Genomic DNA, 12,711 nt, shown 5'->3' on the forward strand with positions numbered 1-12,711 from the left:
CTGCGCCTGGCCGACAGCTACGGCATCAGTCGCTCGGAGTTCCTGAAGGCCTACTTCGGCTCGGAGATGCGTCCCGACTGGACCGATCAGGTCAAGGCGCTGGGCATCCGCTGGACCAAGTTCGCCGAGAACGACAACGGCCAGATCGGCGACATCCGCACCGAGATCGCCGCGCTCGCCACCGAGACCGGCGTGCCGATCGACGACTACCGCCGCATCGTCCAGACCGTGCAGAAGGGCGAACGCGAGGCCCGCCAGGCCAAGAAAGAGATGGTCGAGGCGAACCTGCGCCTGGTGATCTCCATCGCCAAGAAATACACCAACCGCGGCCTGCAGTTCCTGGACCTGATCCAGGAGGGCAACATCGGCCTGATGAAGGCGGTCGATAAGTTCGAGTACCGCCGCGGCTACAAGTTCTCGACCTACGCCACCTGGTGGATCCGCCAGGCGATCACCCGCTCGATCGCCGACCAGGCGCGGACCATCCGCATCCCGGTGCACATGATCGAGACGATCAACAAGATCGTCCGCACCAGCCGCCAGATGCTGCACGAGATCGGCCGTGAGCCGACGCCGGAGGAACTGGCCGAAAAGCTCGCCATGCCGCTGGAGAAGGTCCGCAAGGTCCTGAAGATCGCCAAGGAGCCGATCAGCCTCGAAACCCCCATCGGCGACGAGGAAGACAGCCACCTGGGCGACTTCATCGAGGACAAGAACGCGGTCCTGCCGATCGACGCGGCCATCCAGTCGAACCTGCGGGAAACCACCACCCGCGTGCTCGCCTCGCTGACGCCGCGGGAGGAGCGCGTGCTGCGCATGCGCTTCGGCATCGGCATGAACACCGACCATACGCTTGAGGAAGTCGGCCAGCAGTTCAGCGTGACCCGCGAACGCATCCGCCAGATCGAGGCCAAGGCGCTGCGTAAGCTGAAGCACCCGAGCCGGAGCCGGAAGCTGCGCAGCTTCCTCGACAGCTAGATCGATCAGGCCCCGCTTCGGCGGGGCTTTTTCATTTCCAGGCGTAGTTGAAGCTGATCGAGATGCGGTCGGTCTTCGCCCGGTTGGCCGGGACCTCGTGCCGGAGCCAGCTTTCCCACATAAAGACCGTGCCGGGCTCCGGCGTCAGGTAGACGAACGGTCGAGCTTCCTCGGCCGCATCGGCGCGGCGTGGCGGGGCGGCCATCATCAGGGGCAGGCGCGGATCCTCCAGCTTGAGCGCGCTCGAACCCTTGGGCGTGGCTACATAGACCGTGCCGGAGATCACGCTGTGCGGATGGATGTGGCCGGAGTGGGCCGCGCCGGGTTTGAGGATATTGACCCACAGGCTGTCGAGCTTCAGCCGGCCGCTCTTCAGATCGAAGGCGAGATCCTGCGCGAAGGCCTTGGCGTGGCGGTCCAGCAAGGCCTTCAATTCGCCGAACACGCTGACCCGGGTCGGCAGGTCGTCCAGCGACGCATAGGAGGTGTACCCCCCATAGCCGTTGGCCTTGCACCAGGCCCGCCCGGCGGCGTCCTCGGCGGCCAGCATGCGGCAGGCGGCTTCCAATTCGGCCCTGAAATTTTCGAAACTCGGGTCTGTGCTAAGCGACAGCTCAAGGACGGGAGTCGCGAACAGGTGTCGGAGCGCCATGGTTTGGCGCTAGTCGCCTGCGGCGCGATTGTCAAAAGCCGAGACGCTGTAAGCAGGGGTGCTGGCGCTTCGCCCAAAGGTCCGATAGGTATTTGAGGAAAGACGACTCCGTCGGTTTCGAGATGGGGATTTGGGGAGCGAAATTATGATCAGGACATTGGTTGTGCTGGCTTTGGCCGGCGCGGTTATTGGCGGTCAGGCGCAAGCCCAGACCGCGCCCGCCAAGCCGAAGCCGGTTGCGGCGGCGAAAGCGGCCCCCAAGGCCGGCGCCTACCGCGCGCCCAGGGGCCCGGATGGCAAGCATCCCGACCTGAACGGCGTGTGGCAGGTGATGAACACCGCCAACTACAACCTGGAAGCCCACGCCTCGAGCGCGGCGCTGCAGATGCGCCCGGGTCCGGTGGTGCCGGTGCCGGCCAAGGAAGTCCTGGCGCTGGGCGCCGTGGGCTCGGTGCCCGCCGGCTTGAGCGTCGTCGAAGGGGGCACGATCCCCTACACGGCCGAAGCCCTGAAGACGCGCGACGCCAACCACGCTGACTGGATCCACAAGGATCCGGAGATCAAGTGCTACCTGCCGGGCGTGCCGCGCGCCAACTACATGGCCCTGCCGTTCCAGATCTTCCAATCGGAAAGCGCCACCCTGATCGCCTACGAATATGCGGGCGCGGTGCGCAATCTGCAGTTCAAGGATCCCGGCCCCGCGCCGGTCGACAGCTGGATGGGCCAGTCGGTCGCCCACTGGGAAGGCGACACGCTGGTCGTCGTCGTCACCGGCATGCTGGACTCCTCCTGGTTCGACCGCGCCGGCAACTTCCACACCGGCGATCTCAAGGTCACCGAGCGCTGGACCCCCACCGGCCCCGGCGTGATGCGCTACGAGGCGACGATCGAGGATCCCTCGATCTTCACCCGCCCGTGGAAGATGAGCATGAACCTCTACAAGCACGTCGGCGAGGACGCGCGCCTGCAGCAATTCAAGTGCGTCGAATTCGTCGAAGAACTGATGTATGGTCACCTGCGGAAAGAACCGCTGAAGTGACGATCTGACCCACCTGTCTTCCCGTGACGCCGCAAAGACGCCGTGGGAAGATGCAAGAATATCAGCATCCTCCGCCGGAGACGCCCAAATGAATTTCCGTAAGCTCATTGTTCCCGCCGTGATTTCCGCCGGCCTCCTGGCTGCCGCTTCGATCGGCGTCACCCAGGCCGTCGCCCACCACGCCTTCGCCGCCGAATTTGACGGCAAGTCCCCCGTGCTGCTCCGCGGCAAGGTGGTCAAGGTCGAGTGGATCAACCCGCACGCCTGGGTTCACGTGATGAACACCAACCCGGACTTCGCCCAGGTCGAGTGGATGGTCGAGGGCGGCACGCCCAACACCCTGCTGCGCGCCGGCATCGACCGCAACTCGCTGAAGGTCGGCACCGAGATCGTGGTCCGCGGCTATCAGTCCAAGGACAAGGCCTGCACGCCGATCTGCAAGGCCAACGGCCGCGACGTGACCTTCCCGGACGGCCGCAAGCTGTTCATGGGCTCGTCGGGCACCGGCGCGCCGAAGGACGGCGCCGACGCCACCGAGAAGCCGTAGTCGGCGTCTCTGGAATTCGAGGAAGGGGGGCGTTTCGCCCCCCTTTTTTCTGGCTGCGAACCGCCCAAACGAGGCGACGATCCGCGGGTTACGATGGGTTACCGGCGCGGCGCGGAAGATCAGTGGCCCGGAGGTCGAACGGCCCGGGGCTTGCGCTTAGCCCTTGGTGAAGCTCAGAATTCAGGGCTGTAACCAAAGCGTAACGGCGCCGGAACCGTAAGCTGCTTGATTGGCGCCCCGCAGCCGGAGTCTATGCGACAAAGGCGATGGCGCAGATCGTCGTCCGAAGGTGAGGAACGGAATGAACGGATTGGCGGCGTCGATAAACGCCCTCCTGAACTGGGTCCAGCACGTATGGGGCAAGGGCCCGACGCCGGACGGCCAGTCCTTCAGCGAACTCTTGCTGGGCTCGCTGAACTTCTGGAGCCTGCTTGAGGGCACGCATCTCATTGTGCTGATGCTGTTCGCCGGCACCATCATGATCGTGGACCTGCGGCTCCTGGGCGTGACGCTGCGCAAGACCCGCGTGTCGGTGGTCAGCGACGCGGTCCTGCCGATGACCGTGTTCAGCTTCGCCTTCGTGGTGGTGACGGGCGTGGCCCTGCTGTTCTCCCGACCGATCACCTACTACCACACGGTCTGGTTCCTCGCGAAAATGGTCTTCCTGGCGCTGGCCCTGCTCAACATCGTGATCTTCCACGGCCGGGTGCAGGCGACGCAGGGAAGCTGGGACGCCGACGAGGTCCCGCCGAGGCCGGCGCGGATGTCCGCCGCGGCCTCCCTGATCCTCTGGACCCTGGTGATCATCTGCGGCCGGTTCACGCCCTACGACGTGTACCAATGCGGCAAGAAACAGCCGGACTGGGTCAACTGGGTGCAGCAGTGCAAGACCTCCGAGAAGGGTGAACAGAATATGGCCGGGCAGCGGTTCGATGCTCAGATGTGGAAGCCCCAGTCATGAGCGGCGGTCTGACCTTTCAGCATTTCTTCCCCCAGGCTTCGCACTGGGTGGACGGCCTGGCCGCCACCCCGATGGCCCTTTTGGTCAGCGGTCCGAAGTTCGGCTACGCCTCGTGGGAGGTGGGCCACATCCTGTCGCTGATCCTGATCGGCGGCACGACGATCCTCATCAACCTGCGCCTGTTGGGCGCGGGCATCACCAATGAGGAGCCACGGGAGATCGCCCGAAGTCTAAGGCTCTGGCAGACCATCGGCATCGTCGGGATCATCGTCACCGGCGTGCTGATCGGCTCCTCCAACGCGGTGAAGCTCTATAACTCGAGCGCCTTCACGGTGAAGATGATCGCCCTGCTCTCCGGCCTCATGCTGACCTATGGCGTCAGCCGTCCGGTCGCCGCGGCCAACGGCGCAGTGGGCGTCTTGCCGAAGATCTGGTTCGCGCTCGGCGGCGCCCTCTTCCTGGTCGGCCTCTGGATTCTCTGCACGACCGACCTGATCAACGTCGGCGTCTATCACATCATCACCGCCGCGGCCCTGATCCTGCTCCCCGTGACGCGCGGGCGGCTGCGCTGGGGCTATATCGCCGGCATGGCGGCCCTGATCGTCGCCCAGTTCGTCCACACCCACATCATCATCAAGCCGGACGACTACGACCACCTGAACCCGGTCAACAAGACCTACACGGCGCTCTACGCCGTCTGGATCGTCGGGACCGCGCTGATCACCCTCTTCCGCAACAAGGGCGAAGAGGGCGGGCCACTGACCAAGCTGATGGCCTACTTCGGCATTCTGGTGTGGGTGCTGGGCGCGACGGCCGGGCGGTGGATCGCCTACCAGTAGGACGTGAAGCCTAGCTGTGCTTTGGCGCGCTCTGCAGGTCGAGCAGGGACTGCCACATCTCGTCGGCGACCTTGATCACGCCCACGTCGGCCTTGAACGCCGTCGAGGCCTCGATCTGGGTCACGGCTTCGCTGGCGTAATCGACGCTGCTGTCATTCGCCGCGCCCGCGACGCGGGTCGCCGACGCCGTCAGCTGCTGGGTTGCGGCCATCATGCCGTAACGGGCGATCGAGATCGGGTCCATGAGGCCAGTCATAGGCCGCCCACGGTTAAGCTATCGCGAGGTTTCGTGGTGAACCGGCGACAACCTTTGCGGGCCGTTTCCGCCATCGGAGCAGGTTGACGCGAAGGGAAGTTCGGCGGCTCAATAGACCCGTTCGGGGGACGAGACGGAGAACGCCATGAAGCTATCCATCCTCCTGGCGGCGACCGCCCTGGCGATCAGCGCCGGCGCCGCGTCAGCCGACGTGATCGACAAGACCACGACCACCATCTGCCTCGACAGCGGCGGCCGTCAGCTCGCCCCGCACTGCAAGTCGCAGGACGCCAGCCGCCTCAGCTATCAGGAAGACATCTGCATCTGCCCGGCGGCGACCCGGCAGGTGAAGGCCTCGCTCTGCCCGCCCGGCGTCAATCCGCCCGGCGAGAGCGCCGCCTATGAGCAGGCACGGCTGGCCGCCGTCAGCCACGGCAGCCTGGTGAACGCCAACTGGAAAGGCCAGGCCATGTGCGTGGCCCCGCAGCGCCCGTAGCGGTTATTTGCCGAGCGCTGCGTAGACCGTCTTCTGGAAGATGGGCAGGGCGACGCGCCCGCCCATCCGCTGGCCGGTGGCGAGCTCGGCGGCGGCCTCCGGGCCGAGCGGCATGGAGTTCTGGATCAGGTAGATCATCACCATGTCCTCGGCGGGGTCGGCCTGCCACCAGGTGCCAAAGGCGCCCGGCCAGCCGAACGCGCCGGCGGAGCCAGCGCCCATCCAGGCCTGCTTCTCCGGGTCGGTGATCACCGAAACGCCCAGGCCGAACCCCTGGCCCAGCCAGAACGGGATGCCCATGAACGGGATCTGCCGCTGGGCGTCTGTCAGGCGGTTCTGCGTCATCATCTCGACGGTCGAGGCCTTCAGCAGCCGCACGCCGTCGACCTCGCCCTTGCCCAGCATCATGCGGGCGAACTTCAGATAGTCGTCGGCCGTGGAGATCAGGCCGCCGCCGCCCGGTTCCAGCGCCGGCTGGCTGTCGACGTGCGGGAAGGAGACATCCTCCAGGGTGTCGCTCCCTGGTTTGGCCCGATAGAGCTTGGCCATCCGGCCGCGCTTCTCCGGCGGGCACCAGAAGTCGGTGTCGCCCATGCCGAGCGGCGCGAAGATGCGGTCCTTCAGGACCCGGCCCAGCGGCTTGCCCTCGATCCGCGCCACCAGATAGCCCAGCACCTCGGTCGCGTGGCTGTAGTGGAACCGTTCGCCCGGCGGATAGCTGAGCGGCAGGCTCCCCAGCCGCTTGAGCCACTCATCCGGCGTCATCGTCCCGCCGAGCGGCGGGCCGAGCGTGTCCTCATAGAGCTGGCCGATCGGCCCGATCGAGGTGAAGGCGTAGGCGAGGCCCGCCCGGTGGGTCATCAGGTCTTCGACGGTGATCTCGCGCGGCGAGGGATAGGTGTCGTCGACCGGGCCGGCAGCCTCCTTCAGCACCCGCATGTCCGCGAACTCGGGGAGCCATTTGACGATCGGGTCGTCGAGCTTGAGCTTGCCTTCCTCCCACAGCATCAGCGCCGCGACCGAGGTCACCGGCTTGGTCATCGAGGCGATGCGGAAGAGGGTGTCGCGGGTCATCGGCAGGCCGGCCTCGATGTCGCGCTGGCCGAGCGTCAGGACCTGGGCGACCTCGCCCTTGCGCCAGACGAGCGTCACGAAACCGGAGAGATCGCCCGCGTCGATCACCGCCTGCAGGGCCGGCGGAATCTGCGCCAGCGCCGCCTCGACGAACCCGCCGCCCGCTTGATCGCCGTCCATGCTGCAAACTCCCAACGCCCGGGATCGGGCGGTGCCGGTGACCGGCGTTCAGGTGGCCATTGCGCAGGCGCCAAGGCGGCCCGTCAAGCCGTCAGCGGCGCGTCCCTGTTCAAGCTTCCTTCGTACTAGCTGAGGCGAATAGTACAGTTGCCCGCCGCGGGGCCGTGGCCTAGCTGGAGACCATGAGCGAGACTGGCCGATTGACCCGGCGCTTGAGCCTGGCGGCTGTGGGCGCGGCCCTGACCGCGGCCTGCGCGCCGCTGAGCCTGTTCGCAGCGCTGACGCCCAAGGACCCGGCCGCGCGCCAGGCGCGCAACGTGGCCTTTGGGCCGCAGCCACATCAGCGCCTCGACGTCTTCGGCCCGCACCGCGCCAAGGGCGACGCACCGGCCCCGGTGGCGGTGTTCTTCTATGGCGGGTCCTGGGACACCGGGCGCCGGCAGGACTACGGCTGGGTCGGCCAGGCGCTGGCCTCACGCGGTTTCGTGACCGTGCTCCCCGACTACGGCCTCTATCCGCAGGTGCGCTATCCGGGCTTCCTGCAGGACGGCGCCCAGGCCGTGCGTTGGGCGCAGGACCACGCGGCGGAGTTCGGCGGCGACCCCAACCGCATCGTGCTCGTCGGCCACTCGGCGGGCGCCTACAACGCCGCGATGATCGCGCTCGACACCCGCTATCTGAAGGCGGCCGGCGTCGACCCCAAGCACATCAGGGCGCTGGGCGGCCTGTCTGGACCCTACGACTTCCTGCCGCTGACCGATCCGATCGCGGAACGCACCTTCGGCGAGGCGGCCGACCTGCCAGGCACCCAGCCGACCAGCTTCGTGACCAAGGACTCGCCGCCCGCCTTCCTGGCCACCGGCGACGCCGACACCATGGTCTTCCCGAAGAACACCGTGAAACTGGCGGCCAAGCTGCGCGCCGCCGGCGTGCCGGTGGAGGAGGAGCACTACGCCGGCGTCGATCACGTGCGCATGGTGCTGGCGCTCTCAAGGCCATTCCGGGGCCGCGCGCCGGTGCTGCAGCAGCTGACCGACTTCCTGCACGCCCACGCCGGCTGAGGCCGCGCCGGACCCCGCGTTGAACCCCAACCGCTTCCTGCGTATTGGAGGCGGCATGACCGCTTCCCGCGCCGCCGCCGTCTGTCTCGCCGCCGTCGTGCTGACGGCCTGTTCACCCGACGCCCCGAAGGGCGTCGACAAGGACACGCTGGACGCGGCCATCTCCCAGGCGATCGGCGACCCGGCCTCCTGCCTGCTGATCGCCGAACAGGCCAGCGGCAAGCTGGTCTACCGCTACAACACCCACAGCGCCTGCGCGCGCGCGCTCCCGGCCTGCGACGGCACGAACAACGACACCCAGACCATCGACCAGCTCCTGAAGGCCACGGAGAAGGACGGCCAGACCCACATGCTGAGCTGCAGCTCCACCAACGACGCCTCGCGCGGCGTCGGCTGGGCGTCGGGGCCGATCCCCGGCAAGGGCCTGGTCTACGCCGCCATGATGGAGGGCGACCGCGCCTTCCCCGGCCGGATGATGGCCGATCGCCTCGCCAACGCCTTCAAGGCCGCGGGGCTTTAGCGCGTCAGCTCGTAGAGGCCGCTGATGTCGACCCGAACGGTGAGTTCGCCGGGCGCGACGGTGGTCGGCACGTTCTGCACCCGCGCCTGGGCCATGACCGTCATCGCTTGCGGCCGATAGGCCTCGACGCCGCCGCCTTCGCTCAGCGACACCAGCCGCGCGACACGATAGCCGCTGGCGCGCGCATAGAGCTCGGCCTTGGCGGCGAGCGCCCGGACCGCCTCCTCACGCGCCGCGTTCGCCGCCGCCGTCGGATCGGCGAGGCCGAAGCTGACGCCGTTCACCTGGTTCGCGCCCGCGCCGACCGTGGCGTCGGCGATCGCGCCCACCTTGCTCAGGTCATGCACCGTCACCGTGACCTGGTCGGTTGCGTGATAACCGGTGAGCCGCGGCGCCTGGCCCTGCTCATAGGCGTACTGAGCGTTGAGGTTGAGGCCCGAGGTGCGGATGTCCTTCTGCGGCACGCCCGCCGCCTTCAGCGCCCCCAGCACCTGGTTCATCCGCGCGGCGTTGTCGGAAAGGGCGCGCGCGGCCGTGCCGCCCTCGGTGGCGACGCCCAGGCTGATGGTCGCCATGTCCGGGCTGAGCTTGCTCTCGCCATAGGCCGACAGGTTGAGCGTGGTGGCGTGGAACAGGCTCTCGGCCGCGCTGGGTCCCGCGGCCTGGGCGTGCGCCGCCGAGAGCGGAGCGGGTGCGGCCAGCGCCAGGGCGAGCAGGCCGGCGCGCAGAGGCATCTTCATCGCAAATCTCCATCTGCCCGCCCAGGCGCCACGCCATCGCAGGCCGCGGATGAACGCAAGCTTTAAGGCCTCGTCCGGCCGTGGTACCGCCGGACCAGCGTCGCTGCTGGGGCCTGTAGCTCAATGGTTAGAGCCGGCCGCTCATAACGGTCTGGTTGCAGGTTCGAGTCCTGCCGGGCCCACCAGCGAGGCGGCGCGGGCGCCCTAGGGGCGGCCCTTCACGTCGGCCGAGGCGCTGATCTTCTTGGCGGCCTCGGCTTCCTCGAGCCGCGCGCCGGCCAGGATGTCGGGGAGGGCATAGTTGCCCTCGTGACAGGCGTATTCGTAGACCGGGCCCTTGGCCGGGCTGAATTCGTATTCGCCGCCCCAGGGCGTCGCCCAGACGTTGGGGTCCTCGACCTTGAACTCGTAGCGCAGGCGCTTCGGCCCGACGCGGGTGAAGCGCTCGGTGACCTTCATGTCGGACGTGCCGCCGAACATCTGCTGGTTGGGATTGTAGTTGGTGGTCTCGACCACCAGGGTGTCGCCTTCGTAGTGGCCGATGGAGTCGCCATACCAGACCTTCATGGGGCTGTGCTGGCTGTTCAGGCGCACGATCCGCACGTCGTGGATCATTTCGACCAGGATGGCGACCGAGTCGCGGCCCTGCACGATCTGGTAGTTGGAGTTGTAGAAGCTGGGCAGCATCACCGGGCCGGCATGGTTGGCGAAGGAGGTGATGCAGCGCTCGGCCAGCGTCTGGTTCTCCGGGTTTTCGCCCGCCCGGCCATAGACGCCGCGCACCGGCGCGGGCGCGCCGGGCTTGCGCGGCAGGCGGGCCGGCATGCGGCCATTGGCCGGGAAGGTGATCAGCGAGGTGCGGGGCTCGCCGTTCACGCGCATCACCGCATCGCCGTGGTCGGTCCAGAAGGCGTTGTAACCGCAGTCGACGTTGTCGCCTCCCGCCGTCAGGTTGGCCGCGTAGCAGGGCAGCTTGTTGGCGTCGAGCGAGGTGGGCGTGGGCGCGGCGTCCTTAGCCTTGATGTCGGCGCGGCGGCCCTCGACGGCCTTGACTTCGTCGGGGGTCATCACCAGCCGATCGCCCGTCGCCGGCGGCCGCTCCAGCGGAGTCAGGCTGGCGTTGGTCCAGGCGCCCTGCAGGTCGGGCTGCCCGTCGACGGCGCGCGGGGCGTGATAGGGCGCGGACGCGGCCAAGGCTGGGCTGGAAAGGGCCAGCGCCGCGACGGCGATCAGACCGAGGGACACCTGCTTCATCGCACCGCTCCTTCGAAGACTGGACGTCACCATAAATCGGCATAGGCTTCGCCGACGATCCGACGCTGGGAAAGGCCGCAAGTCAAATGCGGCCGCCAATGGGAGGCGAGGATGGCGGTATACGCAAAGCTGGCCGGGCTGGCCGTGGCCGGCGCTCTGCTGAGCCTGTCGGGTGGCGCGCCCGCTCTTACCGCGGCCGCGCCGCAGCGCGTCGCCGACTTCCAGCTGTCGGATCAGCACTATGTCGGGCGCCGCCTCTACAAGATGGACGACGACAAGGCCGTGGTCCTGGTCTCCTACGCCGCCGGCGACGGCCGGTTCCGGGCGGACGCGCCGGCGCTGGCGGCGCTGAAGGCGGCCTACGGCGGCAAGGGCGTGGAGTTCCTGATCGTCGATCCGCGCCTGGGCGACACGCGCGCCAAGCTGGCCGCCGACGCCGCGGCCGCGGGCCTGAACATCCCGGTGCTGTTCGACTACGAGCAGCTGGTCGGCGAGAGCCTGGGCCTGACCCGCTCGGCCGAGATCCTGGTGCTCGACCCGAAGGGTTGGACGGTGGCCTTCCGCGGTCCCGTGGACTCGCCGTCGGCCAAGCGGGCGCTGGACGGGCTGGTCGCCGGCCAATCGGTCAGCCTTCGCCCTGAGCCTGCGCGCGGCGAGGCCATCGCCTATCCGCAGAAGGCGGAGGCCAAATGGGCGGAGATTTCCTACGCCCGCGACGTCGTTCCGATCGTTCAGGCCAAGTGCGTCGTCTGCCACCAGCCGGGGGGCCTTGGCCCCATGCAACTCACCACCTACGAGCAGATCAAGGGCTTCTCGCCGATGATCCGCGAGGTGCTGCAGACCCACCGCATGCCGCCGTTCCAGCCGGACGTCACGGTCGGCCACTGGGCGCCCAACGAGGGCCTGTCCTCCGATCAGCTCAAGACCCTGGTGCACTGGATCGAGGCCGGCTCGCCGCGCGGCGCCGGCGAGGATCCGCTCGCCAACCAGAGCTTCCATGCGCCGCCCTGGAAGCTGGGCACGCCGGACGTGGTTCTGGCGCTGCCGCCGGTCGATGTGCCCGCCACGGGCGTGCTGCCCTACCAGAATCCGGTGGTGGCGACGAACATGAGCGAGGGCCGCTGGCTGAAGGCCAGCGAGTTCCTCGTCACCGACAAGAAGGTGCTGCATCACGTCACCACCACGCTCAGTTCGCCCGGCGAGACCGGCGCCATGATCCGTCAGGAGATGGCGGCCGGCGGCATTGGCGGACAGGGGCCCGGCCGGGTGATCAACCTGGTGCCGAAGGACATGGGCGTCTGGGTGCCGGCCAACGCCGACATCCACATGCAGACCCACTACACGCCCTACGGCAAGCCCACGACCGAGGCGACGAAGGTCGGGCTCTACTTCTATCCCAAGGGGCAGGAGCCGAAGTACCCGATGCGCACCTACGGGGTGTACGGGACCGGCATCACCATTCCCGCCGGCGAGGAGTACCACCCGGAGGTGGCCTACGCCGACATCCCGAAGGACATGCTGGTCTACGGCCTGACGGCGCACGCCCATGTGCGCGGGGGATCGACCCAGGTCTCGATCCTCTATCCCGACGGTCACGAGGAGATCGTGCTGGCGGTGCCGCGTTACGACTTCAACTGGCAGTGCGAGTTCTATCTCGAAAAGCCGATCATGGTCCCGGCCGGCTCGCGGATCATCAACCGCTGGACCTACGACAACTCGACCCGCAACCACGGCAACCCGGACCCGAAGAAGGACATCGTGTTCGGCGAGCAGACGACCGACGAGATGCTGACCTTCTTCATCCACTACCGGTGGATCGGCGAGACGGTGGCCAAGCCGCACGGCGACTACGATCAGCTGATGGCCAAGGGCCAGCTGATGGGCGCGCTGGACTCCAACATGGACGGCAAGCTGGAGCCGTCGGAGCTGCGCGGGACCGTCGGCCAGAAGCTGAAGGCCAATTTCGCAGCGCTGGACAAGAACCACGACGGGGTCCTGGACGCCGAGGAGCTCGCGGCCGCCACCGTGCGCGGGCCCAATCTGGTGCGGCCCAAGCAGACGGCCTCGGAGTCGGCCGGCGGCCGCCCGGTCGCCTCGAACTGAACGGGCTGACC

General features: G+C 67.8%; 14 protein-coding genes and 1 tRNA gene. 10 read left to right on the plus strand and 5 right to left on the minus strand.

Features of this window, described 5'->3' with window-relative positions; translation table 11 throughout:
* Nucleotides 1-978: RNA polymerase sigma factor RpoD (rpoD, locus tag VKQ35_RS01360; RefSeq protein WP_324358218.1), on the plus strand; the 978-nt coding region annotated here is incomplete at its 5' end.
* Nucleotides 979-1,009: 31 nt separating this feature from the next.
* On the opposite strand, the gene VKQ35_RS01365 is transcribed toward rpoD, so the two are convergent.
* Nucleotides 1,010-1,630, minus strand: coding sequence for a TIGR02466 family protein (locus VKQ35_RS01365; RefSeq protein ID WP_324358219.1), 621 nt, complete (start codon nt 1,628-1,630; stop codon nt 1,010-1,012).
* A 145-nt stretch (nt 1,631-1,775) separates the two neighbouring features.
* On the opposite strand from VKQ35_RS01365, the gene VKQ35_RS01370 reads away from it, so the two are divergent.
* From VKQ35_RS01370 to VKQ35_RS01385, 4 genes are all read left to right on the plus strand, one after another.
* Entirely contained in the window at nt 1,776-2,669 is an 894-nt protein-coding gene (locus tag VKQ35_RS01370) for a hypothetical protein (protein WP_324358221.1), read from the plus strand.
* Nucleotides 2,670-2,757: 88 nt separating this feature from the next.
* The gene (locus VKQ35_RS01375) at nt 2,758-3,216 is read left to right on the plus strand and encodes a DUF6152 family protein (protein WP_324358222.1); all 459 of its coding nucleotides are present in this window, start codon (nt 2,758-2,760) and stop codon (nt 3,214-3,216) included.
* Nucleotides 3,217-3,526: 310 nt separating this feature from the next.
* Complete coding sequence (locus VKQ35_RS01380) at nt 3,527-4,177, plus strand: DUF6644 family protein (protein ID WP_324358224.1); 651 nt, start codon at nt 3,527-3,529, stop codon at nt 4,175-4,177.
* Entirely contained in the window at nt 4,174-5,016 is an 843-nt protein-coding gene (locus VKQ35_RS01385; RefSeq protein WP_324358225.1) for a DUF6644 family protein, read from the plus strand. Before VKQ35_RS01380 ends, VKQ35_RS01385 begins: the two co-directional genes overlap by 4 nt.
* Before the next feature lie 10 nt (nt 5,017-5,026).
* On the opposite strand, the gene VKQ35_RS01390 is transcribed toward VKQ35_RS01385, so the two are convergent.
* A complete protein-coding gene (locus tag VKQ35_RS01390; RefSeq protein WP_324358227.1) occupies nt 5,027-5,272 on the minus strand; it encodes a flagellar basal body rod C-terminal domain-containing protein in 246 nt (81 codons plus the stop codon).
* A 145-nt stretch (nt 5,273-5,417) separates the two neighbouring features.
* Between VKQ35_RS01390 and VKQ35_RS01395 the strand changes: the two genes are divergently transcribed.
* Entirely contained in the window at nt 5,418-5,768 is a 351-nt protein-coding gene (locus tag VKQ35_RS01395; RefSeq protein ID WP_324358230.1) for a hypothetical protein, read from the plus strand.
* A gap of 3 nt (nt 5,769-5,771) precedes the next feature.
* On the opposite strand, the gene VKQ35_RS01400 is transcribed toward VKQ35_RS01395, so the two are convergent.
* Nucleotides 5,772-7,022: a serine hydrolase domain-containing protein gene (locus VKQ35_RS01400; protein WP_324358231.1), complete on the minus strand. Its 1,251-nt coding sequence runs from the start codon at nt 7,020-7,022 to the stop codon at nt 5,772-5,774.
* Nucleotides 7,023-7,204: 182 nt separating this feature from the next.
* Here VKQ35_RS01400 and VKQ35_RS01405 point away from each other — a divergent pair, with 182 nt between their 5' ends.
* The gene (locus tag VKQ35_RS01405; protein ID WP_324358233.1) at nt 7,205-8,083 is read left to right on the plus strand and encodes an alpha/beta hydrolase; all 879 of its coding nucleotides are present in this window, start codon (nt 7,205-7,207) and stop codon (nt 8,081-8,083) included.
* A 55-nt stretch (nt 8,084-8,138) separates the two neighbouring features.
* A complete protein-coding gene (locus VKQ35_RS01410; RefSeq protein WP_324358235.1) occupies nt 8,139-8,603 on the plus strand; it encodes a hypothetical protein in 465 nt (154 codons plus the stop codon).
* Here VKQ35_RS01410 and VKQ35_RS01415 read toward each other — a convergent pair.
* Nucleotides 8,600-9,343 carry an SIMPL domain-containing protein gene (locus VKQ35_RS01415; RefSeq protein WP_324358237.1) on the minus strand — a complete coding sequence of 248 codons (744 nt, stop codon included), beginning with the start codon at nt 9,341-9,343 and terminating at the stop codon, nt 8,600-8,602. The two genes, VKQ35_RS01410 and VKQ35_RS01415, sit on opposite strands and share 4 nt — an antisense overlap.
* Nucleotides 9,344-9,452: 109 nt before the next feature.
* Here VKQ35_RS01415 and VKQ35_RS01420 point away from each other — a divergent pair.
* Nucleotides 9,453-9,528 (plus strand) — tRNA-Ile (locus VKQ35_RS01420).
* Between the two features lie 19 nt (nt 9,529-9,547).
* Here VKQ35_RS01420 and VKQ35_RS01425 read toward each other — a convergent pair.
* The gene (locus VKQ35_RS01425; protein ID WP_324358239.1) at nt 9,548-10,597 is read right to left on the minus strand and encodes a hypothetical protein; all 1,050 of its coding nucleotides are present in this window, start codon (nt 10,595-10,597) and stop codon (nt 9,548-9,550) included.
* A gap of 111 nt (nt 10,598-10,708) precedes the next feature.
* Between VKQ35_RS01425 and VKQ35_RS01430 the strand changes: the two genes are divergently transcribed.
* Nucleotides 10,709-12,700: a redoxin domain-containing protein gene (locus tag VKQ35_RS01430; protein ID WP_324358241.1), complete on the plus strand. Its 1,992-nt coding sequence runs from the start codon at nt 10,709-10,711 to the stop codon at nt 12,698-12,700.
* Nucleotides 12,701-12,711 lie beyond the last annotated feature (11 nt).

Origin of the sequence: Phenylobacterium sp. (assembly GCF_035309685.1) — a bacterium.
Taxonomy (GTDB): Bacteria; Pseudomonadota; Alphaproteobacteria; order Caulobacterales; family Caulobacteraceae; genus Phenylobacterium.

Bases quoted from the DNA above. Each gene is read 5' to 3' on its own strand.
- VKQ35_RS01365 (WP_324358219.1), bottom strand. From the start codon at position 1,630: ATGGCGCTCCGACACCTGTTCGCGACTCCCGTCCTTGAGCTGTCGCTT.
- VKQ35_RS01370 (WP_324358221.1), top strand. From the start codon at position 1,776: ATGATCAGGACATTGGTTGTGCTGGCTTTGGCCGGCGCGGTTATTGGC.
- VKQ35_RS01375 (WP_324358222.1), top strand. From the start codon at position 2,758: ATGAATTTCCGTAAGCTCATTGTTCCCGCCGTGATTTCCGCCGGCCTC.
- VKQ35_RS01385 (WP_324358225.1), top strand. From the start codon at position 4,174: ATGAGCGGCGGTCTGACCTTTCAGCATTTCTTCCCCCAGGCTTCGCAC.
- VKQ35_RS01390 (WP_324358227.1), bottom strand. From the start codon at position 5,272: ATGACTGGCCTCATGGACCCGATCTCGATCGCCCGTTACGGCATGATG.
- VKQ35_RS01395 (WP_324358230.1), top strand. From the start codon at position 5,418: ATGAAGCTATCCATCCTCCTGGCGGCGACCGCCCTGGCGATCAGCGCC.
- VKQ35_RS01400 (WP_324358231.1), bottom strand. From the start codon at position 7,022: ATGGACGGCGATCAAGCGGGCGGCGGGTTCGTCGAGGCGGCGCTGGCG.
- VKQ35_RS01405 (WP_324358233.1), top strand. From the start codon at position 7,205: ATGAGCGAGACTGGCCGATTGACCCGGCGCTTGAGCCTGGCGGCTGTG.
- VKQ35_RS01410 (WP_324358235.1), top strand. From the start codon at position 8,139: ATGACCGCTTCCCGCGCCGCCGCCGTCTGTCTCGCCGCCGTCGTGCTG.
- VKQ35_RS01415 (WP_324358237.1), bottom strand. From the start codon at position 9,343: ATGAAGATGCCTCTGCGCGCCGGCCTGCTCGCCCTGGCGCTGGCCGCA.
- VKQ35_RS01425 (WP_324358239.1), bottom strand. From the start codon at position 10,597: ATGAAGCAGGTGTCCCTCGGTCTGATCGCCGTCGCGGCGCTGGCCCTT.
- VKQ35_RS01430 (WP_324358241.1), top strand. From the start codon at position 10,709: ATGGCGGTATACGCAAAGCTGGCCGGGCTGGCCGTGGCCGGCGCTCTG.